General features: G+C 76.0%; 14 protein-coding genes and 3 pseudogenes. 14 read left to right on the forward strand and 3 right to left on the reverse strand.

Features of this window, described 5'->3' with window-relative positions:
• Positions 1 to 389: 389 nt before the first annotated feature.
• From DMB38_RS19805 to DMB38_RS19850, 10 genes and pseudogenes are all read left to right on the forward strand, one after another.
• Positions 390 to 2,477, forward strand: a complete 2,088-nt coding sequence (locus tag DMB38_RS19805; RefSeq protein ID WP_125939150.1) for a BTAD domain-containing putative transcriptional regulator — start codon at positions 390 to 392, stop codon at positions 2,475 to 2,477.
• Positions 2,478 to 2,482: 5 nt separating this feature from the next.
• A pseudogene (locus DMB38_RS19810) lies at positions 2,483 to 4,654 on the forward strand (TOMM precursor leader peptide-binding protein); the annotation flags it as partial.
• A pseudogene (locus tag DMB38_RS19815) lies at positions 4,641 to 6,694 on the forward strand (TOMM precursor leader peptide-binding protein). The pseudogenes DMB38_RS19810 and DMB38_RS19815, both read left to right, overlap by 14 nt.
• A gap of 55 nt (positions 6,695 to 6,749) precedes the next feature.
• Positions 6,750 to 8,381 (forward strand): nitroreductase family protein, encoded by a 1,632-nt coding sequence (locus tag DMB38_RS19820; protein WP_125936299.1) that lies wholly within the window; start codon positions 6,750 to 6,752, stop codon positions 8,379 to 8,381.
• A gap of 10 nt (positions 8,382 to 8,391) precedes the next feature.
• Positions 8,392 to 11,195 (forward strand): annotated as a pseudogene (locus DMB38_RS19825) (lantibiotic dehydratase).
• Positions 11,192 to 12,280, forward strand: coding sequence for a lantibiotic dehydratase C-terminal domain-containing protein (locus DMB38_RS19830; RefSeq protein WP_125936300.1), 1,089 nt, complete (start codon positions 11,192 to 11,194; stop codon positions 12,278 to 12,280). The pseudogene DMB38_RS19825 and the gene DMB38_RS19830 overlap by 4 nt, the downstream one beginning before the upstream one ends.
• Entirely contained in the window at positions 12,277 to 13,386 is a 1,110-nt protein-coding gene (locus DMB38_RS19835; RefSeq protein ID WP_125936301.1) for a M50 family metallopeptidase, read from the forward strand. Before DMB38_RS19830 ends, DMB38_RS19835 begins: the two co-directional genes overlap by 4 nt.
• A 46-nt stretch (positions 13,387 to 13,432) precedes the next feature.
• Positions 13,433 to 14,356 (forward strand): ABC transporter ATP-binding protein, encoded by a 924-nt coding sequence (locus DMB38_RS19840; RefSeq protein WP_125936302.1) that lies wholly within the window; start codon positions 13,433 to 13,435, stop codon positions 14,354 to 14,356.
• Between the two features lie 50 nt (positions 14,357 to 14,406).
• Positions 14,407 to 15,162: an ABC transporter permease gene (locus DMB38_RS19845; RefSeq protein ID WP_125936303.1), complete on the forward strand. Its 756-nt coding sequence runs from the start codon at positions 14,407 to 14,409 to the stop codon at positions 15,160 to 15,162.
• A 94-nt stretch (positions 15,163 to 15,256) separates the two neighbouring features.
• Positions 15,257 to 17,143 carry a TOMM precursor leader peptide-binding protein gene (locus DMB38_RS19850; protein ID WP_240662723.1) on the forward strand — a complete coding sequence of 629 codons (1,887 nt, stop codon included), beginning with the start codon at positions 15,257 to 15,259 and terminating at the stop codon, positions 17,141 to 17,143.
• Positions 17,144 to 17,236: 93 nt separating this feature from the next.
• Here the strand turns inward: DMB38_RS19850 and DMB38_RS19855 are convergent, their stop codons facing one another.
• The gene (locus DMB38_RS19855) at positions 17,237 to 17,410 is read right to left on the reverse strand and encodes a thiazolylpeptide-type bacteriocin (RefSeq protein ID WP_018840305.1); all 174 of its coding nucleotides are present in this window, start codon (positions 17,408 to 17,410) and stop codon (positions 17,237 to 17,239) included.
• Positions 17,411 to 17,613: 203 nt separating this feature from the next.
• On the opposite strand from DMB38_RS19855, the gene DMB38_RS19860 reads away from it, so the two are divergent.
• Together DMB38_RS19860 and DMB38_RS19865 are read left to right on the forward strand one after the other, a co-directional pair.
• Positions 17,614 to 18,870, forward strand: a complete 1,257-nt coding sequence (locus DMB38_RS19860; RefSeq protein WP_125936304.1) for an amidohydrolase — start codon at positions 17,614 to 17,616, stop codon at positions 18,868 to 18,870.
• Positions 18,867 to 19,103, forward strand: coding sequence for a hypothetical protein (locus tag DMB38_RS19865; RefSeq protein ID WP_125936305.1), 237 nt, complete (start codon positions 18,867 to 18,869; stop codon positions 19,101 to 19,103). The genes DMB38_RS19860 and DMB38_RS19865 overlap by 4 nt, the downstream gene beginning before the upstream one ends.
• Before the next feature lie 6 nt (positions 19,104 to 19,109).
• Here the strand turns inward: DMB38_RS19865 and DMB38_RS19870 are convergent, their stop codons facing one another.
• A complete protein-coding gene (locus tag DMB38_RS19870; protein WP_240662384.1) occupies positions 19,110 to 20,132 on the reverse strand; it encodes a hypothetical protein in 1,023 nt (340 codons plus the stop codon).
• A gap of 317 nt (positions 20,133 to 20,449) precedes the next feature.
• On the opposite strand from DMB38_RS19870, the gene DMB38_RS19875 reads away from it, so the two are divergent.
• The gene (locus tag DMB38_RS19875) at positions 20,450 to 21,241 is read left to right on the forward strand and encodes a class I SAM-dependent methyltransferase (protein ID WP_125936306.1); all 792 of its coding nucleotides are present in this window, start codon (positions 20,450 to 20,452) and stop codon (positions 21,239 to 21,241) included.
• A 61-nt stretch (positions 21,242 to 21,302) separates the two neighbouring features.
• Here the strand turns inward: DMB38_RS19875 and DMB38_RS19880 are convergent, their stop codons facing one another.
• Positions 21,303 to 21,848 carry an N-acetyltransferase gene (locus DMB38_RS19880; protein ID WP_125939152.1) on the reverse strand — a complete coding sequence of 182 codons (546 nt, stop codon included), beginning with the start codon at positions 21,846 to 21,848 and terminating at the stop codon, positions 21,303 to 21,305.
• Between the two features lie 333 nt (positions 21,849 to 22,181).
• On the opposite strand from DMB38_RS19880, the gene DMB38_RS19885 reads away from it, so the two are divergent.
• A complete protein-coding gene (locus DMB38_RS19885; protein WP_125936307.1) occupies positions 22,182 to 22,685 on the forward strand; it encodes a GNAT family N-acetyltransferase in 504 nt (167 codons plus the stop codon).
• Positions 22,686 to 22,716: the final 31 nt, after the last annotated feature.

Consider the following 22,716-nt stretch of genomic DNA (forward strand, 5'->3'; position numbering starts at 1 on the left):
CTCCGGCGGCCGTACGGCCGGAGCCCGGTGGCCCATCGGATCCGTTGTATCCCGGGAGCCCCGGGACCCCTCCCGCACGCGGACCCGGCCGCCGGGGGCACGGCGGGCGCGGGACAGACCCCAGGCGCGCGGTAGACCCGCGGTTGGACGCCGGTTGGCGGGCGGTTGGCGGGGTCCCGCTTCGGGGGGATCTGGCCGCTTGCTGCGCGCGCCGATGCAGGTTCATGACAGCTTCCGCCCTGCCAGGAGGGGGGTTCACGTGGGTAGCGTCGCGGGCGTCCGACCCCCCAGACAGGACACAGGTGGACTCGCATGACGACCCGGACCACGCGCTCGCCCGCACCCCCGTCGCACGGCTCCGCCGGCCTCCGGGGGCGCCGGTGAGCGCGGTGCGGTTCCAACTGCTCGGGCCGCTGAGCATCACCGACGGCGGCGAGACCGTCGTCCTGCACCCCTCCAAGCCGGCCAACCTGCTCGCCGCCCTGCTGCTCAACGCGGGCTCCATCGTCTCCGTCGACTACCTCCAGCGCATGGTCTGGGGCGACGAGCAGCCCGCCACCGCGCGGGCCGCGCTGCAGACCTGCGTGCTGCGGCTGCGGCGGCTCTTCGCCAGGCACGAGGTGGTCGACACCCCCATCGAGGCGGTGCCCGGCGGCTACCGGATCACCGCGGGCGGGCGCTCCCTCGACCTCGTCGAGTTCCGGGAGCGGGTACGCCGCACGCAGGAGCCGGGCCTCTCCGCGGAGGCGGCGATGGGGGCGCTGCAGGGGGCGCTGGCGCTGTGGCAGACCGGGGTGCTGGCCAACGTGCGGTCGGAGGCCATCCACCGCGACGAGGTGCCGCGGCTGCTGGAGGAGCGGCTGCGGGTGGTGGAGCGGCTCTGCGACCTGCGGCTCGAAGTCGGGCTGTGCGGGCAGGCGCTCGTGGACCTGTGGAGCGTCACCCGCGCGCACCCCGACCACGGCAGGTTCCGGGAGCAGTTGATCGAGGCGCTGTACCGGACCGGGCGGCAGACGGAGGCGCTTGCGGAGTACCGCGGCTTCAAGGCGTACCTCGCGGACGGCCTCGGCGTCGGTCCTTCGGCCGCGCTCCAGCGGCTGGAGCTGTCGATCCTGCGCGGCGAGGACCTGGGCCCGGCGAGCGAACCGCCCGCGCTGGCGGGGCTCCCGGCCGGTGCGCCGGCCGCGCCCGCGCCGGTCGCAGAACCGCCGGGGCTGCCGCCGGTGCCGTGGTTCACCGGGCGGGCGGAGGCGGTGGCGACGCTGCGGCGGCGGCTGACCGCGGCGCCGGAAGGCGCGGGTACGCCGGTGGCGGAACTCGTCTGCGGCGGGCCCGGGATCGGCAAGACCGCCCTCGCCCAGCAGGTGGCGCACCTCGTACGCGACGACTTCCCCGGCGGCCGGACGCTGGTCCCCATGGCGGCGCCCGACGGCTCGCCGCGCGCCGCCGCGGAGGTCGTCGGCGAACTCGCCGCACGGCTGGGCACGCCGGACGCCGGCTCGGGACCGCGGGCGCTGCTGATCCTGGACGACGTCGTCGACGCGGCGCAGGCCCGCGACGTACTGACCGCGGTGCCCGGGCACGGGGTGCTGCTCACCAGCCGGCTGGGGCTCGCCGGGCTGGTCGCCACCCACGGCGTACGGGTCCACCGCCTCGGCCCGCTGGACGGGGCGGAGGCACGGGAGTTGCTGACGGCGGTGCTCGGCGCGGAGCGGGTGGCCGACGAGCCGAGCGGCGCGGAGGAACTGGCCGCGGTGTGCGGCCACCACCCGCTGGCGCTCGTCATCGCCGCGGCCCGGCTCGGCACCCGGCCGGCGCTGCGGCTCGGCGACTGCGCCCGCTGGCTGGCAGACGACCCGCTGGGCCGGCTGTCGCTCAGCGGCCACCCGCGGATGTCGGTGGTGGAGTTGTTCGACGCGGCACTGGACCGGCTCGACCCCGGCCTCGCGGCGGCGTACGTCGCGCTCGGCGCGCTCGGCGAACCCGGCTGGCACGCGGCGGACGGCGCGGCGGTGCTGGGGCTGACGGTGGCGGAGTGCGAGGCGGTGCTCGAACGGCTCGCGGACGCGGGGCTGGTGGAGGACGGCCCGCCGGGTCCGTACCACCCGCATCCGCTGCTGCGGCTGCACGCGCGGCTGGTGGCGGGGCGGGCCGGCGGGGGCGAGGCGCGGGGCCCGGCGGGGACGCCGGGCGGTGCCGGAGCACCCAGCCATGCCGGTACGGCGGGTCGGCCCGCTCAGCCGGGCAGGCCCGGTCAGTCCGGCCGGCCCGCGCAGTCCGGCCAGCCCGCGCAGTCCGGCCAGTCCGGCCAGTCCGGCCGGCAAACGGGCCAGGGCGGCCGGCCGGGCCACGTCCCTCCGTCCGGCCCCGCGGGCCGGACCGGGCAGCCCGGCCCGGCCGGCCTCGCCAACTCGCCCAGCCAGCCCAGTCGGTCGACCCAGTCGAACCGGACCAGTCAGCCGAGACAGAAGGTGTGAGAGGGATGCCACGAGCGTTCGACGACCTCGCCGCGATGCGGCCCAGGCTGCGCCGGGACGTGCTGTTCACCCAGACCCCCGGAGGCGTGCTCTTCCACAACGCCGACGGCGGCTTCCACCTGACCGGGCGCACGGCGTACCGCTTCGCCTCCCTGATCGTGCCGCACCTCGACGGCAGCCGCCCGCTCACCGACATCTGCGCAGGACTCGGCGCGCCCCAGCGGGCGATGGTCGCGGAACTCGTCGGCTCGCTGGTGGAGCGGGACTTCGCCCGCGACGCCGCGCCGGCCGCCGAACCGGGTCCGCCGGCCGCGGTCGCGGAGCGGTTCGCGGCGCAGATCGCGTACGTCGACCACTACGTGGACGAGGCCGCGGCCCGCTTCGCCCGCTTCCGCGACACCCGGGTGGCGGTTCTCGGCACGGGTGAGGCGGCGCGCTGCTGCGTGCTGGGGCTGATCCGCAACGGGCTCGCCGCGGTCGCCGCCGAGGAGCGGCCGGAGGCGGCGCTCGCCGAGGCCGACGAGCTGACCGCCGCGGGCGCCCCGGCCGCGCTCGACGCCGTCGACGCCGCCGCGCTCGGCTCGTACCAGGTGCTCGTCGTGACCGGCGCCGACGCGCCCGCCCGCACCCACGAGCTGCTGCGGGCCGGCCTCGCCGAAGGCCAGCTCCTCATCCCCGCCTGGACGTTCGGCGACCGCGTCGTCGTCGGCCCCCGCTCCGGCGGGCTGACCGCCGGCTGCCTCGGCTGCGCCCTGCTGCGCCTCGGCGACACCACGGACCCCGCGGCCGCGGCCGCGCTCCTCGCGGAGCTGGCGGGGGTCGCCGAGCCGGCCGCGGTGCCGGCGGGCGGTGCGCTGACCGGGCCGGTCGCGGCGATGGTCGGCAACCTGCTCGCGTACGAGGTCTTCCGTACCGCCACCGGCGCGCTGCCCGCGGAGACCGAGGGCCAGGTGCTCATCCAGGACCTCGACTCCCTCGACGTCGTCGCCGAGCCGCTCCGCCCGCACCCGCGCTGCCCGCGGTGCGCGGAGCCGGCTTCGGGGCCCGGCGCGGACGGCGGCTCGGAACTGCGGCCCGAGGAGCTGACCGTCGCGGAGCCGGTGACGGTGGAGACGGCCCGCGACGCGGAGGAACTGGTCGCGGACCTCAACCGGCTCGGTGACGCGCTCATCCGGCCGCACGTCGGCGTCTTCACCCGCTACCGCGACGAGGAGCTGACGCAGACCCCGCTGAAGGTCAGCCGCATCGAGGTGCCGCTGGCCGGCGGCACGCGGCTGGTCTCGGCGTTCGACGTGCACCACCTGGCGGGTGCCCGCGGCCGCGGGCTGCGCGCGGCGGCGGCGCTCTACGCGGAGTACGCCGCGCCCGTACGGCCGCTGGCGGAACTCCCGGCGAAGCTGCGGCGGCTGGAGCCCGGGGCGCTGGTGGCCTCCGGCGGCACGGGGGTCACGGCGGACGGGGTGACGGCGTGGGCGCGGGTCACGTCGCTGCTGACGAAGGACGAAGTCGCCGTGCCCGCGGCGGCGTTGAACCCCTCCGGGGCGGCGAACCGGGACGGCCTGGTGCTGCGCGGTTCGTGGGGAACAGGTGCGGGGGAGTGCGCGGGCGAGGCGGCGGGGCACGCCCTGCTGTCGGCGCTGGCGCACGAGGCGTTGCTGCGTGCGGCTCGGGGTGGTCACGGGGCTACCCCGGTCCGCGCGCAGCCAACGTCGGACGACCCGGAGTGGGTGTTCCTGGCCCGCTCGGCGGAGACGCTGGGCGTGCCGGTGGAGCTGCTGGACCTGGGGGAGCCGGAGCGCAGCGGGGTGTCGGTGGCGCTGGCCCGGGAGCCCGGGGTGGGCGCGCGCTGGGCGGTGGGGGCGTCGCTCACCCCCGCCGGGGCGGCGGTCGCGGCGCTGCGTGACCTGCTGGGGCAGGTGCAGGTGGCGGCGGAGACGGGCGCGGCGCCGGACACGGGCGACGAGTTGCTGCCGGACCTGGCGCCGGGGGCGATACAGCCGTTCGGCGGGGACGGCGGGGACGGCGGCCCGGTGACGTTCCCGGCGGTCCTGGACCGCCTCCGCGCGGCGGGCCGCGACGTGCTGTGGCGGGACACCACCCCGGCCGACCTGCGGTCGGCCGGCCTGTACACCGCCCGGGTGCTGCTGACCACGGAGCTCGCCGGTGCCGACGACTGACCCGTGGACCGCCGGGTGCGAGGCGCTGGCCGCGGACCTGGGCGACCGCTTGTCCGCGCTGCTTGCCGCGCCTTTGGGGGTGGACGTGGCCCCGCTGGGCCTGACGAACGCCTTCGCGGAGCCGGTGGCCGGCCGGGGCGGTGCCGAGGGCGGTGAGCCGCCGGGCCGTAGGGCCGCGGCGTCCGCGGACGCGGTGCCCGTACGGATCTACGGGCGGCACGCCGTCGTCGGGCCGGTCGCCCGGTCCGGGCGGCGCGGGTGCGTGCGGTGTCTGGAGCGGCGGTGGCAGGCCGCGCGGTCGCGGCAACTGCGGGAGGCCGTCGAACTCGGGGGTGGCACCGGGGCCGCCGGGGTGCCCCCGCACTGGGGGCCGTTCGCCGCCGAGGCGCTCGCCGGCGTCGTGGCCGAGGCCGTCGCCACGGCCCGCCGTGAGGACACCGCCCGCCGTGAGACCGGTGACCGCCGTGCGGACACCGCCGCTCGCGCCGCCTCCGGCCCCGCGCAGCCGGCGGTCTCCCCACCGCCGAACCCCGCCCCGCCCCCTTCCCCCACGTCCACCAGCTCGACCTCGGCGACCTCACCGTCCGCCGCTACCCCCTCGTCCCCGACCCCGAGTGCCCCCGCTGCGGCCCCGGCGAGCGCGACTCCGCCGACGCCGCCGTCCTCGACCTCGCGCCGTCCCCCAAGTACCGCCCCGGCGCCTTCCGTACCCGCGCGCTCGCGGACTACGACCTGCCCGTCGCCGCGTTCGCCAACCCCGTCTGCGGCGCCCTCGGGCCCACCGTCGTGCTCGACGTGTCGTCCACCTCCACCTCCGCCACCATCGGCTGCTTCTCGCTCCGCTCCGGCGACTACCTCCGCGAGACCTTCTGGGGCGGCCACGCCGACACCTTCCGCGACAGCCTGCGCATCGGCGTCCTGGAGGGCCTGGAGCGCTACGCCGGCATGCGCCCGCGCGCCCGCGCGACCACCGTGCGGGCCAGTCTCGACCAGCTCACCGCCGCCGGGCGGCCCGCCCTCGACCCCCGCCGCTGCGGGCTCTACGCCCCCGAGTTCCACGCCGCGACCGGCATCGCCCCGTTCACGCCCGACCGCGAGATCTCCTGGGTCTGGGGCCACTCCCTCACGAAGGACCGCCCCCTGCTCGTGCCCGAGGTGCTGACGTACTACCACACCCCCGGGCTCGCCGACCGGTTCGTGCAGGAGAGCTCCAACGGCTGCGCCTCCGGCGGCTCCGCCGCCGAGGCCGTCTACTACGGGCTCATGGAGGTCGTCGAGCGCGACGCCTTCCTCCTCGCCTGGTACGGGCAGCAGCCCCTGACCGAGCTGGACCCCGCCTCCGCCACCCGCCCCGCCACCCGGCAGATGGTCGCGCGGCTGGAGATGTACGGCTACCGCGCCCGGTTCTTCGACGCCGCGCTCACCTTCCCCATCCCCGTCGTCACCGGCGTCGCCGAGCGCTACGACGGCGGTCCCGGACGGATGTGCTTCGGCGCCGGTGCCGGGCTCGACCCCGAGGCGGCGCTCGCCTCCGCGCTGGACGAGATCGCCACCGACGCCGTCAACCTCGCGGGCCGTACGGAGCGCGAGGAGGTCAGGCTGAAGGCGATGGCCGCCGACTTCGGCCGGGTCGCCGCCCTCCACGACCACCCGCTCGTCTACGGGCTGCCGGAGATGGCCCGGCACGCCGGCTTCCTCCTCGGGACCGACCGCCCGCCCGTGCCGCTGCACGAGCGCTACCGCGACCGCACCCTGCCCGTCTCCGACGACCTCGCCGACGACGCCGCCGCGTGCGTGGCGGCGGTCGCGGAGGCCGGGTTCGAGGTGATCGTCGTCGACCAGACCCTGCCCGAGCAGCGGGAGCGGGGGCTGTGGACGGTGAGCGTGCTCGTACCGGGGCTCCTGCCCATCGACTTCGGCTGGTCCCGGCAGCGGGCGCTGCACATGCCCCGGCTGCGCACCGGGCTGCGCGAGGCCGGCCTGCGCGACCACGACCTCACCGACGCCGAGCTGAACCCCGCACCGCACCCGTTCCCCTGACCGGCCCGAGAACCCCGCGAACCGCCGAAGCCACCACCCGGAGAAGGAGCAGACGATGGGATACGCCCACGGATACGCGACCGCGATCATGCATCGCGGCCGGGTGCCGATGGAGCCGGTGGACTTCGTGCCCGACTGGGCGGACGGTCCCCGCAAGACCAAGCACTACCCGGGTACGGACCGGCTGCCGCTGCCCGCCGGGCCCGCCTACCCCGCGTACGCCACCGTCGAGCGCGGGCTGCTGACCCCCGCGGGCGGCGGCGGGCCCGCGTTCGACCTCGGGCTGCTCGCCGGGCTGCTGCGGGACTCGTACGGGCTGGTGGGACGGCGCCTCGGCGTGCAGGCCAACACGGACCTGGGCGCCCTGCCGTTCTACCCGCTCGCCAACTGGTCCCGCGGCACCGCCTCCGGCGGCGGCCTCTACCCCGTCTCCGTCTACTGGGTCAGCGGCCCCTCCGCGCCCGTACCGCCCGGCGTGCACCACTACTCGCCCCGCCACCACGCGCTGCGCCGGCTGCTCACCGGCGACGTCAGCGGCGTGGTGCGGGAGGCGCTGGGGGAGGGGGCGCCGGGTCCTGAGACGGACCAGTTCCTGGTGCTGGGCGTGAAGTACTGGCAGAACTCCTTCAAGTACAACAGCTTCTCCTTCCACGCCGTGAGCATGGACGTGGGCGCGCTGCTGAGCACCTGGCGGACGTGGGCGGGCGCGCGGGGGACGGCGCTGGAGCCCGCGCTCTGGTTCGACGAGGAGCGGCTGGCGCGGCTGCTCGGGGTCGCGGGCGACGAGGAGGGGATCTTCGCCGTCGTCCCGCTGCCCTGGGCGGGATACGGGGCCGCCGCGCGGCCCGGGGACGGCGCCCCCGCCGCGCCGCTGCCCTCCCCGCCGCCGGAGGTCTCCGTCCGCCACCGCGACCGCGAACGCTCCCGTACCGTCCTCGACTTCGAGGCCCTCACCGCCATGCAGCGCGCCACCGCCGCCGACGCCACCGCCCGCCCCGCCCCGGGCGCGCTCGCCGCCGCCGCGGCCGCCGCGCCCGTGGCCGGGCGGCCCGAGACGCCGCTGCCGCGGCGGGCGCCGCTGGCCCGGGACGTACGCGGGGCGCTGCGCGCGCGGCGCAGCAGCTTCGGCCGGTTCGCGGCCGAACGGCCGCTGGACGGCGCCCATCTGACGTCCTGCCTGGCCGCGGCCGCGGGCGGCGCCCGGCTCGGCGGGGACGCGGCGGCGGCGGGCGCGGACGGTCTCGTCAAGGTGTACGCGCTGGTCAACCACGTGGCCGGGGTGGAGCCCGGCACGTACGAGTACGTGCCGGACGGCGACCCCGGCGCGCTGCGGTGCGTCTCGGCGGAGCCGCCCGGCGCGTTCCTCCAGGAGAACTACTTCCTCGCCAACTACAACCTGGAGCAGGCCGCCGCCGTCCTCGTGCCCACGGTCCGCACGCACAGCGTGCTGGACGCGGTGGGCGACCGCGGCTACCGCCTGGTCAACGCGCTGATCGGCGGCGTCGCCCAGGCCACGTACACCGCCGCGGCGGCGCTGGACGTCGGCTGCGGGGTGGCGCTGGGCTTCGACAACATCGCGTACCGCGAGCGGTTCGGGCTGCTCGAGACGGACGAGATGCCGCTGCTGATCATGATGCTGGGCCACGAGCGGCGCGGCGCGTCCGACTTCCGCTTCGAGATCGCCTGAGGGGGCGGGAATGGCAACGACGACGGCCCCGGCCGACAGCGCGGTGCGCACCGCGCCCTCCCTCGGCCCGCGGTTCCTCACCCGCATCGCCGGGCTGCCGGCCGATACCGTACGGGCCCTGCGGTCGCCCGCCGTACGGGACTGGGCGGACGGCGTGCTCGCCGCCGAGGCCCGGCTCGCGAAGAGCGCCGGGCCGCTGGGCGACCGGCTGCACGACCTCGTCTCCGGACGGGACGACGAGCAGGTGCGGCGCGACCTGCTGCGGCTGCGCCGGGAGGTCTTCAACGGGCGGCGCCCCGCCGACCCCGCGGCCGCGCTCGCGCTCGTCGGCGGGCTGGCGCCGCAGGTCGCCGAGGTGCTGCGGAGCTGGCTGGAGCTGCGGGCCCGGCTGGACGACGACCTGGCGGCGGGCGAGGAACTGCTCACCGGCGAACTGCTCCGTACGCGCGGCGCGTTGCGCGCCGTGCTCGGCGAGGACCGGCTGCGCGGCGGCGTGCTGCTGGCCTCGCCCCTGCTCGACGCGCAGCTCGACGCCTTCGCCGCCTCCGACCCGGCGCGCGCGGACAAGCGGACGCGGAAGGTGGAGCGTTCGCTGCTCGCGTACCTCTACCGCACGGCGTGCAAGACGAGCCCGTTCGCCGCCTTCACGTCGGTCGCGCTGGGCCGCGTGACGGACTCCGACCCGGCCGGGGGCGCGCCCCTGCGGATCACCGGCCCCTACACCCCCCGCAGCCACCCGCGCCTCAATGTCCTCGCCGTCGGCCGCCTCGCCGACGCCGTGCTCGCCGACCCCCGCCGCCGCGCCGACCTCCCCGTCGCGCCCGCGCCCGGCTGGGGCCGCGACGAGGACCGCGTGCGCTACGTGCGCCGGTGGGTGACCGCGGGGGACGACGACACGGCCGTCACCTTCGACACCGTGAAGGACCAGCTCTTCTTCCTGCGCCGCAGCGGTGTGCTGGAGCGCATGCTCGGGCTGCTGGAGAAGCGGGAGACCGTCCGCTACGGCGAGCTGGCCGACTGGCTCGGCGCCGACCTGGACGCCGACCGCGAGGCCGTCGACACGTACCTGGCCGCACTCCTCGACGTGGGCATGGTCCGCGTGCCGTGCCTCGACCTGCGCGCCCACGACACCGACCCCCTCGGCGCCTTCCAGCGCGCGCTGCGCGGGCTGGAGCGGCCCTGGGCCGACGATGTCGCGGCGGCGCTGGAGGGGCCGGCGGAGCTGCTGGCCAGGTATCCCGCCGCCGGGCCCGCCGAACGGCGCGAGCTGCTGGGCGAGTTGCGGCGGCGGCTGGCGGACGTGCAGCGGGAGCTGGGCGTGGCGCGGCCCCGGGTGCCGCGCACGGTGCTGTACGAGGACACGACGGCGCCGGAGGTGACGGCCCCCGGCACCGGGCGGGCGGCCGGCGAGGGACGGCCCGGCACTGCGCAGCCCGGCGCCGCGCGGGCCGCCGGGCTCGTGGACGCCCTCGCCGGGCCGCTCGCCGCCGTGGAGCGGGTGCTGCCCGCGTTCGACCTGACGCTGCCGCAGCGGCTGACGCTGCGCGGGTTCTTCCTCGCCCGCTACGGCACCGGCGGGCGCTGCACCGACCTGCTGAAGCTCATCCACGACTTCCACGAGGACTTCTTCGACCAGTACCTGTCGTTCACCTCGCGCCGCACCCCGTTCGACGCGCGGGGGAGTACGTACCGGAGGAGAACTGGCTCGGCCTGCCGCAGCTCCGCGCGATCGACGCCGCACGGCGCGCGTTCCACGCCGGGGTACGGGCCCGCTGGGCCGAGCACCCCCGCGGCGGCGCCGAACTCGTCCTCGGCACCGGCCTCTTCGACTCCGTCGCCGCCGAACTGGCCGCGCTCCCCGCGGAGCCGGCGCTCCACAGCCACCACGTCCAGCTCGCCGGGTCCGAGCCGCTGGTGGTGCTCAACCGCTCGTACGGCGGGCTGCACTTCCCGTTCAGCCGCTTCACCCACTGCTTCGACGGCGCCGACGGCACCTTCTCCGCCGAACTCCGCACCCGGGCCCGCGCGCTCCAGCCCGGGGGCGCCGTCTTCGCCGAGGTCACCGGCGGCCCCGTGACCAGCAACCTCAACCTGCACGGCCGGCTCACCGACTACGAGATCGTCTGTCCGGGCGAGACCAGCACCGTGCCCGAGCGGTACCGCATCGCGCTGGACGACCTCAGCCTGGAGCACGACCCCGCGACCGACCGGCTGGTGCTGCGCTCGGCGCGGCTGGGCCGCGAGGTGGTGCCGGTCTACCTCGGCTACCTCGTCCCGCTGGCGCTGCCCGAGATCCCCCGCACCCTGCTCCTGCTCTCGCCGACGTCCATGTCCCCGGTCGACGTGTGGGCCGGCGTCCCCGAGGGCGAGCCCGACGACGGCGTCACCCACCGTCCGCGCGTACGCCACGGCCGCCTCGTCCTCGCCCGCCGCTCCTGGCGCGCCCCGGCGACCGCGCTCCCGCCGCGCGCCTCCGGTACGGGGGACGCCGGGTGGCTGCTGGCCTGGCACCGCTGGCGGCGCGGGCACGGGCTGCCCGCCCGGGTCTACGCCATGGTCAAGGACGACGCGGCGCGCGGCGCGACCGGCGCCAAGCCGCAGTACGTCGACTTCGACAGCCCGCTCTCGCTGCTGGCCTTCGAGGGTCTGTTGCGCAGCGACGCCGCGCGCGTGACGTTCCGCGAGGCGCTGCCCGACGAGGACGGCCCGTACCTGACGACAGAACACGGCGGCCACGTCGTGGAGCTGGCCGTGGAGACGGCCCCCGCGCCGCCCGGCACCGGCATCGGCACCGCAGAAGGGGAGACCCCGTGACCGACCAGCCCGCGCCCGAAGCGCCGCAAGCGCCCGCCGCCGGGGCCACACCCCCCGGCGACTGGCAGGCACTCCACGTCTACTACGCCGCCAACCCCGTCCCCCTGCTCCTCCAATGCGTCCGTCCGCTCGTCCGCGAGCTGTACGACGACGGCCTTCTCGACGGCTGGTTCTTCCTGAACTACTGGCTGGAAGGCCCCCACGTCCGCCTCCGCCTCCGCCCCTCCTCCCCGGGGCGGGAGGCGGAGGTACGGGCGCGCGCGGAACGGGCCGTCGACGCCTTCCTCGCCGAGCGCCCCGCGCTCTACCAGGTCGACTCCGGCTTCCTCAACGAGTTCTACAACCAGCTCTTCGACATCGAGTTCCGCCCCGAGGACCGCGTCGCCTACACCGACGCCGACGGCCGCATGAACCTGCGGCCCAACAACTCCCGCGCCTGGCTGCCGTACGAGCCCGAGTACGGCAAGTACGGCGGCCCGGCCGGCGTCGCGCTCGCCGAGTGGCACTTCGCCCGCTCCAGCGAGCTGGTCTGCGACGCGCTGCGCGGCAAGAACCTGCATCTGCGCACCGTGCTGCTCGGCACCTCCGCGCAGCTCATGCTCATCATGTCGACCGCGTTCCTGCCCGAGGACGACCGCCTCGCGGACTTCCTCGACCGCTACTACACCTTCTGGCACCGCGCGTTCCCCGACACCGGCTTCATCGGCAGCGCCGAGTACGAGCGCAAGGCCGACGAGGTCGCCCCCGGGCTGCTCACCTGGCACGGCCGCATCCGCGCCGCCGCCGCGGGCGAGGGCACGCTGCCGGGGCTGCTGGACCGCTGGGCCGGGCACTGCCGCGAGCTGCGCGCACGGGTGGTGGAGCTGGCCGGCCGGGGCGAGCTGGTCTTCCGGTCCTGGGACGGCACCCGGGACGAGCCCGTCGACGACCCGGACGAGGCGCTGGAGCGGCTGCTCTCCCCGTACATGCACATGACCAACAACCGGCTGCACGTGACGATCCAGGACGAGGCGTACCTCTCCCACGTCCTGGCCCGGGCGCTGCACGCGCGCGCCGCCGCGCCGGCCACCGGGGGCGCGCGGTGAGCAGCACCCGGGAGTCGCTCGCCGCCCACCAGCCGAGGCTGCGGCCCGAGGTGCTGGTCAGCGACGCGCTGCTGCACGGGCCGCGTACCGTGCACCTGGTCAAGGACACCGCGACCGGGCAGTCCTTCGAGGTCGGGCCGCGCGAGCGGTTCCTGATGGTACGGATGGACGGCTCCCGTACGGTCGCGGAGCTGGGCGGCGAGTACGCCGCCGCCTTCGGCAAGCGGCTCGGCGACGCCCACTGGAGCCGGCTCTTCCAGCTCCTCGGCGGCCGCGGCCTCCTCGACGGCGCCCCCCGCCCCGAGCGCCGGGACGAGCCGGCACCGGAGAAGTCCCGGGGCCCGCTCGCCGGCAGCGTGCGGCTCGTCGCCGACGCGCACGCCACCGCGGGGCGGCTCCACCGCGCCACCGGCTTCCTCCTCGGCCGCGTCTGGGGCACCCTGCTGCTCGCGGCGCTCGGCGCGATGCTGCTGGTGCTCGCCCTGCATGCCGGTGAACTGGCCGACGGCGCCGCCGCCGTCTTCACCGAGCCCGTGCTGCTCATGGCCGTCGCCACCGCGCTCTGGCTCTCCACCGCGGTGCACGAACTCGCGCACGGCGTCGCCGCCCGGCACTACGGCGGCCGGGTCGGGGAGATCGGGCTGCGCTGGCGGCTGCCCGTGGTGATCATGTACTGCACCGTCGACGACTACATGTACCTCGCGGGCCGCCGCGCCCGTATCGTCGTCGCGGGTGCCGGGGCCGTGGCCAACCTGCTGTTCCTGCTGCCGTTCTGGTGCTGGTGGCTCCTCGCGCCCGAGGGATCGACCCGCGACGGGCTCGCGGGCCTGCTCTTCCTCGGCGTGCTCCAGGCCGCGGCGATGCTGGTGCCGCTCCCGCCGCTCGACGGCTACACCATCGCCGGGCAGCTCCTGCGCGGGCTGCGGCTCGCCGAGTCCAGCCGTACGTACCTCTCCCTGGCCCTGCGCCGCTCCCCGGACGCCGCCGCGTACCCGCGCCGCGCCCGCGCCGTCTACGCCGGCTACGCGGCCGGGACGGTGCTGACGGTCGCGGCGCTGGCTGCGGTGCTGGTGCTGCTCGTACGCGCCGTGGTGCTGGCGGCGTAGCCCGATGACCCCCCGACCCCGCGCGGAACCTTCGAAGGAGACCCCCGTGACGACCGACACCGACGCCCCCGGGGGACGGCCCCCGGCCGTCCGCCTGGAGGCGGTGCGCAAGAGCTACGGCGACGTGCGGGCGGTGGACGAGGTGTCGTTCACGGTCCGCGGCGGCGAGTTCTTCGGCCTCCTCGGCCCCAACGGCGCGGGCAAGACCACCCTCATCGAGATCATGGAGGGCCTGCGGGAGGCCGACGGCGGCGTGGTCGAGGTGCTGGGCCGGGCGCCCTGGCCGCGGGACAAGACGCTGCTGCCGCGGCTGGGCGTGCAGACGCAGACGTCGGCGTTCTTCGTCCGGCTCACGGCGTACGAGCACCTGAGGACGATGGCCGCGCTCTACGGGACCGACCGCGCCGCCGCCGACCGCACGCTGGCCCTCGTCGGCCTCACCGAGCAGGCGGACGTGCGGGTGGAGAACCTGTCCGGCGGGCAGCGGCAGCGCCTCGCGATCGCCTCCGCGCTGGTGCACGCGCCCGAGCTGATCTTCCTGGACGAGCCGACCGCCGCGCTCGACCCGCAGGCCCGCCGCGCCCTGTGGGAGGTGCTGCGGGACCTCAAGCGGGCCGGCCGCACCATCGTCTACACCACCCACCACCTCGACGAGGCCGAGGCCCTGTGCGACCGCGTCGCGATCGTCAACCGCGGCCGGATCACCGCCCTGGACACCCCGGGCAGGCTGGTCGCGCGCGGCGGTACGTCGGTGTGGCTGCTGGTGCCCGCGGAGCGGCTGAGCGAGGAGGACGCCCGGGTGCTGCCCGGCGTCACCGAGGTCACCCGCGAGTCCGACGCGCTGGTGCTGCGCACCGAGGACGCCGGGCCCGTGCTGGCCGCCGTGGAGAAGGCCGCCGGGCTGCACGGGGTGCGCACCCGCACCGCCAGCCTGGAGGACGTCTACCTCCAGCTCACCGGCCAGGACTGACCGTTGACCGCCGCCACCCTCCGCCTTCCGATCCCTCGGAGAGAGATGCCATGAGTGCCTATTCCGCGCTGGCGGAGGCCGGCTACCGGGCGTACGCCCGGGACAAGACCACGCTCTTCTTCACCTTCGCCTTCCCGCTGCTCTTCCTCGTCGTCTTCGGGCTGATCTTCCACGGCCAGGAAGTGGAGGAGAGCGGCCGGCCCTACATCGCGTACATCGCGCCCGGGGTGCTCTCCTGGGGCGTGGGCAACGCGGCCGTCTTCGGCGTCGGGTTCGTGCTGATGCAGTGGCGCCGGGACGACATCCTGCGGGTGATCCGGATGACGCCGACGCCGCTGTCCGCCGTGCTCGGCTCCCGGTACGTGCTGGCGGTGGGCATCGGACTGGTGCAGGCGGTGCTCTTCGTGGCGGTGGCGCTGCTGCCCGTCATGGGCCTTGAGCTGGCCGCGGGCTGGCCGCTGGCGATCCCGGTGCTGGTGCTGGGGATCACGGCGTTCCTGGCGCTGGGCGCGATCGTCGGCTCCTACGCCCGTACCCCGGAGGCGGTGGCCGCGGTCGCCAACTTCCTGATGGTGCCGATGGCGTTCCTCTCCGGCTCCTTCTACCCGCTGGACGCCATGCCGTCGTGGATGCAGGCCCTGAGCTGGGTGCTGCCGCTGCGGCACCTCAACGACGGGGTGTCGGCGGCGCTCACCGACGCCGGCGGCGGCGCGGACATCGCGGTGGCGTGCGGCGGCCTGGTGGCGTTCGCGGCGGTGTTCGGCGCCGTGGCCTTCCGGGTCTTCCGCTGGAGCGACCGCACATGACGGCGGCGGCGGAGCAGACGGAGACCGTACGGGCCGGAGCGCGGGGCCCGTTCGAGGCGGCCAGGACCTGGCTGGCGGACGCGCTGCGGAGCCGCTGGGCGGCCGGGGACGGCCTGCCCCCACCCGCGAACCCGGCATCCCCCTTCCCCTCGTCGTCTCCCTCGGCGCCGCCGACACCCTGCACCCCGGCCGCGACCCGTGGCCGGACGAGCGCCCCGGCGCCACCGTGCACCTCACCTCGCGCGCGGTGCTCGTCGGCCCCTGGGGCGCCGGACCGGATCCGGTCGCAGGCGGACCGCCCGCACCGCGGCCCGCCTGCGGCCGGTGCCTCGCGATGCGGTGGCAGCGGCTGCGTACCCGCTCCGAACGGGAGGCGCTGGAAGGCGGGTTCGCCCCGGAGGGCGGTGCCGCGTGGCCGGTGCTCACCGACCACGCCGCCGACGCCGTGTGGGCGGTGTGCCGGGCGGTCGCCGGCCGGCGCTCGCCCGACGGTCTTGCCCGCGTCACCCGCGTCGACCTCGGCACCCTGGCGCTCGCCACCTTCCCGCTGCTCCCCGAACCGCTCTGCCCCGCCTGCGTGACGCCCGCGGACGACGCGCCCGAGCACGGCCGGATGTACCTCGCCCCCACCCCGAAGCCGGCCCCCGACGCCTACCGCGTCACCCCGCTCGCCGCCCTCGGCCTCCCCGAGGCGGCCCTCGCCAACCCCGTCTGCGGCGCCCTCGGCTCCACCACCCACCTCAACCCCGCGTCGACCACCACCGCGCCGATCTCCGGCAGCGCCTTCGTCCGCGGCTACGCCGGGCTCAACGACGTCACGTTCTCCGGACAGGCCGACGCGTACGCCACCAGCCGCACCCTCGCCTACCTGGAGGGCCTGGAGCGCTACGCCGGCACCCACGCCCGCCGCGGCCTGCGCCCCGTGACCGCCTCGCTCGGTGAACTCGCCGCCGAGTGGGGCGAGAACGCCGTCGTCGACCCGCGGCGCACCGGGCTGTACTCCCCGGAGACGTACCGCGACGACCCCATGGTGGACCCCTTCGACCCGGCCCGGCCCATCCCCTGGATCTGGGGCCACTGCCTGCGCGACGACCACCCCGTGCTCGTACCGGCGCGGCTGGTGCACTACAGCGCCGGGCTGCCGTCCGACAACTTCGTCTTCGAGTGCTCCAACGGCTGCGCGACCGGCGGCTCGCTCGTCGAGGCCGCGCTGTACGGGCTGCTGGAGCTCATCGAGCGCGACGCCTTCCTCCTCGCCTGGTACGGGCGCGCCCCCCTCACCCGCGTCGACCCCCGCTCGGCCGGCGACCCCCGGGTGCGCGGCATGCTGGACCGGGCGGCGCTCCTCGGCTACGAGGTACGGGCCTTCGACACCCGCAGCGACGTGGGCATCCCGGTGATCACGGCGGTGGCGGTCCGGGAGGACGGCGGCGACGGGCTGCTCTCGTTCGGCGCCGCCGCGGCCCTGGACCCGGCGGCGGCGCTGACCGGCGCGCTCAGCGAGGTGCTGACGTACATCCCGCACCTGCCGTACCAGGTGGCCGAGCGGCGCGCCGAACTGGAGGAGATGGCAGAGGACTTCGGCCGCGTACGGCAATTGAAGGACCACGCCCAGCTCTACGGGCTGCCGCGGATGGCCGCACACGCCCGCGACTTCCTCACTGGCGACCCCGCGCTGCCGCTGGCCGACGTCTACGCCGACTGGGCGCAGGTCCGCCCCGCGACGCTGGATCTCCGCGACGACCTGCGGCTGCTCGTCGACGCGCTGGCGGTGCACGGGCACGACGCGGTGGCCGTCGACCAGACGACGCCCGAGCAGCGGGCGGTGGGCCTGCGGACCGTCGCGACGCTGGCGCCGGGGCTGCTGCCGCTCGACTTCGGCTGGCACCGGCAGCGGGCGCTGCGGATGCCGCGGCTGCTGGCTGCGGCCTCCGCCTCGACCGGAGGCGGGCCGCGTACCGTGCCGCACCCGTTCCCGTAGCGGATGCCCGGCTCACCGCACACCGCAGCCCTCGCGGGAGGACGGACTCCGTCCCGCGAGGGCTGCCTTGGGCGCGGCGTTACTGACGGATCGTCAGGCGCTGCACGAGGTGGTGCTGGTGGTGCTGGAACAGGTCGAGGTGGAGGAGCAGGAGGTCGAACCGGCGAGGACGACCTCGGCCTGGTCCGAGTAGTCCGAGATCTCGAAGGTCTCCGACTCCAGCTCCAGGATCTCGTCGGCAAGCGTGGAGAGCGCCTTGTCAGCCATGGGAACTCCTTCTTCCGTGAGCGGCGGGCCCGCCGTCGTCAGACCGGCGGATCCGTTGGTTGCCGAACATCCAAGCGACGGCCGCTGCCACCCCCGCCCGTGTTTCCCTGTCACTTCGCTGTCACCCGGCGACAGGGGGCTGAGTCCGCACTGATCACGTCGTCGGGCAGGCTGGGACCGCCCGGAAGAGGAGCGTGGCGCGCATGGCCGTACCCGCGGACGTTCTGCGGTCCGCCGTCGAATGCTGTCTCGACGTCCATCTCCACCCCGAGCCGTCCGGCGCCGAGGAACGCACCGCTGGCGTCCTCGCCGGCCGGCTCGCCGCCGCCGGCTACGCCGTCACCCGCGGCGTCGGCGGCCACGGCGTCGTCGGGCTGCTGCGCAGAGGCGAGGGCCCGACCGTGCTGCTGCGCGCCGAACTCGACGCGCTGCCGGTGACGGAGGCCAGCGGACTGCGCTACGCCAGCACCGTCCCCGGCGTCGCCCACGCCTGCGGCCACGACGTGCACCTCGCCGCGCTCGCCGGCGCCGCCGCGCTGCTCGCCCGTGACACCGACGGCTGGCGCGGCACGGTGGCCGTCGTCGGCCAGCCGGCCGAGGAGACGCTGGACGGCGCGCTGGCGATGCTGCGCGCCGGGCTCTACGACCTCACGGGGCCGCCCGACACGGTCCTCGCCCAGCACACCGCGCCGCTGCCCGCCGGCGCCGTCGCCCACACGGACGGCGCCCCGCTGCTGGCCGGCACCGTCGCGGTCGACGCGGTGCTGCACGGCACCGGCGGCCACGCCGGGGCGCCGCACCTGACGGTGGACCCGGTGGTGTCGGCGGCGGCGGCCGTGCTGCGGCTCCAGGCGCTGGTCGCCCGCGAACGGGCCCCCGCGGAGCAGGCCGTGCTCACCGTGGGCCGGCTGCGGGCGGGTACGGAGGCGAACGTCATCCCGGACCGCGCCGAACTGGGCATCAGCCTGCGGGCGTTCGACGAGGGCACCCTGGACCGGCTGCTGGCGGGCGTCCGCCGGGTGCTGGCGGGCGAGGCGGAGGCGGCGGGCGCGCCGGAGCCGCCGGAGGTGACGGTACGGGCCCGCTCGCGGACCCTGCTGCCGGACGCGGGGCTGGCCGCGGAGCTGCGGGACGCCCACGTCGCGGCGCTCGGCGGCCCCCGGGTGCTGCGCTGGCAACCGGCCACCGCCGCGGAGGACTTCGCCTGGTACGGCCCCGCGGGCGCCGAGGTTCACGGGGCCCCCGGCGTCCGGCTCGGCTACTGGATGCTGGGCACCGTCTCCGCCTCCGCCCGCCGCGAAGCGGCCCGCACGGGGGTCCCGGTGCCGGGGAACCACTCGCCGCGGTTCGCGCCGGACCTGCGCCCGGCGCTGGAGACGGGCATCGAGGCGCTGACGGCGGCGGCGCGCCGGGCGCTGCGGGCGCGGACACCGGATGCCGCCGCCGGGGCGGGCCGGTGAGCGGCGGCCGGTCGGTCGAGGTGGCGTTCGTACGCCAGGACTTCGACGCCCCGCCCGCGGAGACGACCGCGGTCCGGCTGCTCTGGCTGCTGCGGGCCCATCTCCCGCACGGCCTGCGGGTCGAGTCGGAGCGGATCAGGCTGCGGCTGGCGCTGCCGGAGGCCGGGGCGACGACGGTGGCGGGCGACGCGCTGACGCACCGGGCGTGCGCCGGCTGGTCGGTGGAGAACTGACCGCGGTCACACCCACCCGCGCTCGCGGGCGAGGAGCGCGGCCTGCGCCCGCGTGGAGGCGCCGAGGACCCGCAGCACGTCGGCGATGTGCCTCCGGTACGTACGCACGGAGACACCCAGGTCCCTGGCCCCCGTCTCGTCCTTGCCCACCTCGCACATCATCCGCAGCACCCGCAGCTCCGCCTCCGACAGCTCCGGCTCCGGCTCCACGGGCTCGCGCAGCTCGACGGAGACGTCCTCGGCCTGCTCCCACACCTTCTCGAAGAGCCCCGACAGGGTGCTGACCAGCCCCCGCCCCCGTACCAGCAGCGCGCCCTCTTCGAGGTTCTTCGGGTCCTTGGGCATGAGGGCCACCCGCCCGTCGTACACGGCGAGCTGGTCCGAGATCTCCTCGACCACCCGCACCTCGCCGCCCCGGGCCAGCAGCTCCCGCACGTGTCCCGCGACCCGCGGGTGCCGCAGCATGTCCGCGGGCAGCACCAGCCGCCGCCGCACCCCGCGCTTCAGCGCCCGCCACTCCACCGCGCGCCGCTTCAGGACCGCTTCGCTCATCAGGTGGTAGCCCGGCTCGACGGAGGCGATCTCCTCCCGGGCGAAGAAGACCAGCTCCTCCATCTTGTTGCTCAGGGCCTTCCGGTCGTCGATCTCCTCGACCCCGTGCTCACCGCCGTACGCGCCCGCCTGGCCGCCGCCGTCCGCCGGTGCCGCGGTCTCCGCGCGGAGCGTCGTCAGCACGTGCCGGCTCTGGGTGAGCCGCTGGATCTCCTGGTACATCTCACGCAGCCGCATCTCGGTGAGCCGCGCCACGGCCTGCTCCGGATCGACCGGGACGAACCACCCCGGCCGATCCCCGGGTCTGAGGAGCCGCAGCCGGATCAGGCGGGCCATGGCCTCTTCCGTTTCCTGCCGGTCGATGCCGAGCTTCACGTGGACGCCTTCGGAGGATGAATCGGGGTTCCGGAGGAAATGCCGGTAGAGCTGTTCCTCGGCGGCGGAGACCCCGAAGACTCCCATTTCGTTGGTGTGCACGGCGAGCCTCCTGTTCGAGCGGTGTGCCACGAGGGGCCGACGGTAACCGGCCCCATGGTTCCGCGCCGTCGCCACGGCAGGGTGAACTTCGGCGTGACGACAATTTGTCACGCCGGAGTGCGCTGCGGCATGCATACACGAGGCAGACCGTGGAAAGCGAGGGCCCCACGCGGACTTCCGAACGACCGTCCGTGCGGGGGGAGTCGGGGGGCAGGTGTGGAGCCTTCCGGCGGGGGCGCGGGCGCGGGCACGGGCGGCGGGCACGGCGGCGCGGTAATGCGGTCGCCGCCGCCGGCTGACTTTGCGACGATCACGGCATGACCACCGACCCGACCCCCGACCCCTCCGCCGACGCCGAGTTCGACCGCCTCCTCGACGAAGCCGCCGCGACCCCCACCGAGGGCTGGGACTTCTCCTGGTTCGAGGGCCGCGCCACCGAGGCCCGGCCCTCCTGGGGCTACCAGCGGGCCATGGGCGCCCGCATGGCCGCCGCGAGCGCGTCGCTGGACATCCAGACCGGCGGCGGCGAAGTGCTCGCCGGGGTGCCGGCACGGCCGGCGCTCTCCGTGGCCACCGAGGCGTGGCCGCCCAACGTGGCCAAGGCCACGGCCCTGCTGCACCCCCTCGGCACGGTGGTGGTCGCCGCGCCGGAGGAGCCGCCGCTGCCGTTCGCGGACGGCGCGTTCGACCTGGTGGTCAGCCGGCATCCGGTGAAGCCGTACTTCGGGGAGATCGCCCGCGTCCTGCGCCCCGGCGGGACGTACTTCGCCCAGCACGTGGGCCCCGCGAGCGTCTTCGAGCTGGTCGAGTACTTCCTCGGGCCGCAGCCCGAGGAGACGCGGCGGGGCCGCGATCCGCGGCGGGAGCGGGCGGAGGCGGAGGCGGCCGGGCTGGAGATCACGGACGTGCGGACCGAGCGGCTGCGGATGGAGTTCCACGACGTGGGCGCGGTCGCGTACTTCCTGCGGAAGGTGATCTGGATGGTGCCGGGCTTCACCGTCGCGGCGTACCGCACGAGGCTGCGCGAGATGCACGAACTCATCGCGGCGGAGGGCCCGTTCGTCGCGCACAGCTCGCGGACGCTCTTCGAGGCGCGCAAGCCGGCCTGAGCGGGGCCGGTGGCGGTACGGGGCCGGGCGCGGGCCGCGCCCGGCCCCGTACCGGTGGTGATCAGATACCGAACGCCGCCGGCCAGCGGATCATGCCGCCGGGCAGCGGGTGGGCCTCGTCGAGCGCGAGGGCCATCAGCGCGTCGTCCGGCACCTCGACGCTGAGCCGGATGCCGTACGCGGACGCCCGGGTGAACCCGAACCGCGGGTAGTACTCCGGGTGCCCGACGAGGACGACGTACCGCTCGCCCCGTGCCGCGGCCGCCGCCAGCGCGGCCCGCATAGCCACGGAACCCACCCCGTCACGCTGCCGCTCGGGCCGCACGGAGACGGGCCCGAGGCAGAGCGCGGGGGTGTCGCCGATGTGGCCGCGGGTGAGCAGGATGTGCCCGAGGAGCGCTGCGCCGGTGGTGTCGTCCGCCGCTTCGGGCTCCGTGACGACGAGGGAGAGGCCCTCGATCCAGGCGGACTCGTCGGCGCGCAGCTTGTCGACGATGTCGGCCTCGTGCGCGCGGCCGAAGGCGGCGAGGGTGATCTCGCGGATGACGGGGATGTCGGCGCGGGTCTCGGCGCGCGTGATCCAGGAGGTGCTGCCGGTGTTGCCCATGGTGTTGGCCATGATGGAGAGGGATCCGTTTCGATGGTCGTGTTCGTGGACGCCCCGCGGGCTCACGCTCCTGGCGTGGGCGGGGGTGGGAGAGAGGTCAGGCCACGGCCCGGGACGTGAGGGAGACCCGGACGCTGCGCACGGTGGCCTTGAGCGCGGTCATCAACCTCACCTCCCTCTCTCTTCTCTCTCCGCAGACGAACACGGCGACGGCCACTGTACACGGGGGAGACGGCGGCGGCGATCGAGGGGCCGGAGGGCCGGTTCGCTACGGGGTACACGGCGCTCGCGGTGACCGCGGTGGTGGCGCGGCGGCCTGGTTAACCTGGCGGGATGATCGAGACGGAACGGCTCTTGCTGCGCCCGCTGACGACGGGGAATGCCGACGTCGACGCGTTTGTGGCGCTGCACGCGGATGAGCGGGTGAACAGGTTCGTGGGCGCGTACACGCCCGAGCAGGCGCGGACGCGGCTGGCCGCGATCGAGCGGCAGTGGGCGGAACGGGGGCACGGGCTGTGCGCCGTCGAGCTGAAGTCCAGCGGGGAGTTCATCGGCCGGGTGGGGCTGAACTACTGGGAAGAACTGGACGAGGTGGAACTCGGCTGGACCCTGGCGGCGGAGCACTGGGGCCACGGCTACGCGACGGAGGCGGCCGGCGCGTGCCTGGAGTGGGGGTTCGCGACGCTGGCGGAGGAGTACTTCATCTCCCTGATCCGCCCGGCGAACACCGCGTCGGCGCGGGTGGCGGAGCGGCTGGGGTTCGAGGCGCGGCGGGAGGAGACGTTCATGGGGCACGGGGTGACCGTGTGGGTGCGGGAGAGACCGGCCGGCGGGTGAGGGCTCCCGGGGGCCGGGCCCCGGAGTCCTG

The organism is Streptomyces sp. WAC 06738, from assembly GCF_003945505.1.
In the GTDB taxonomy this organism is placed as follows: domain Bacteria; phylum Actinomycetota; class Actinomycetes; order Streptomycetales; family Streptomycetaceae; genus Streptomyces.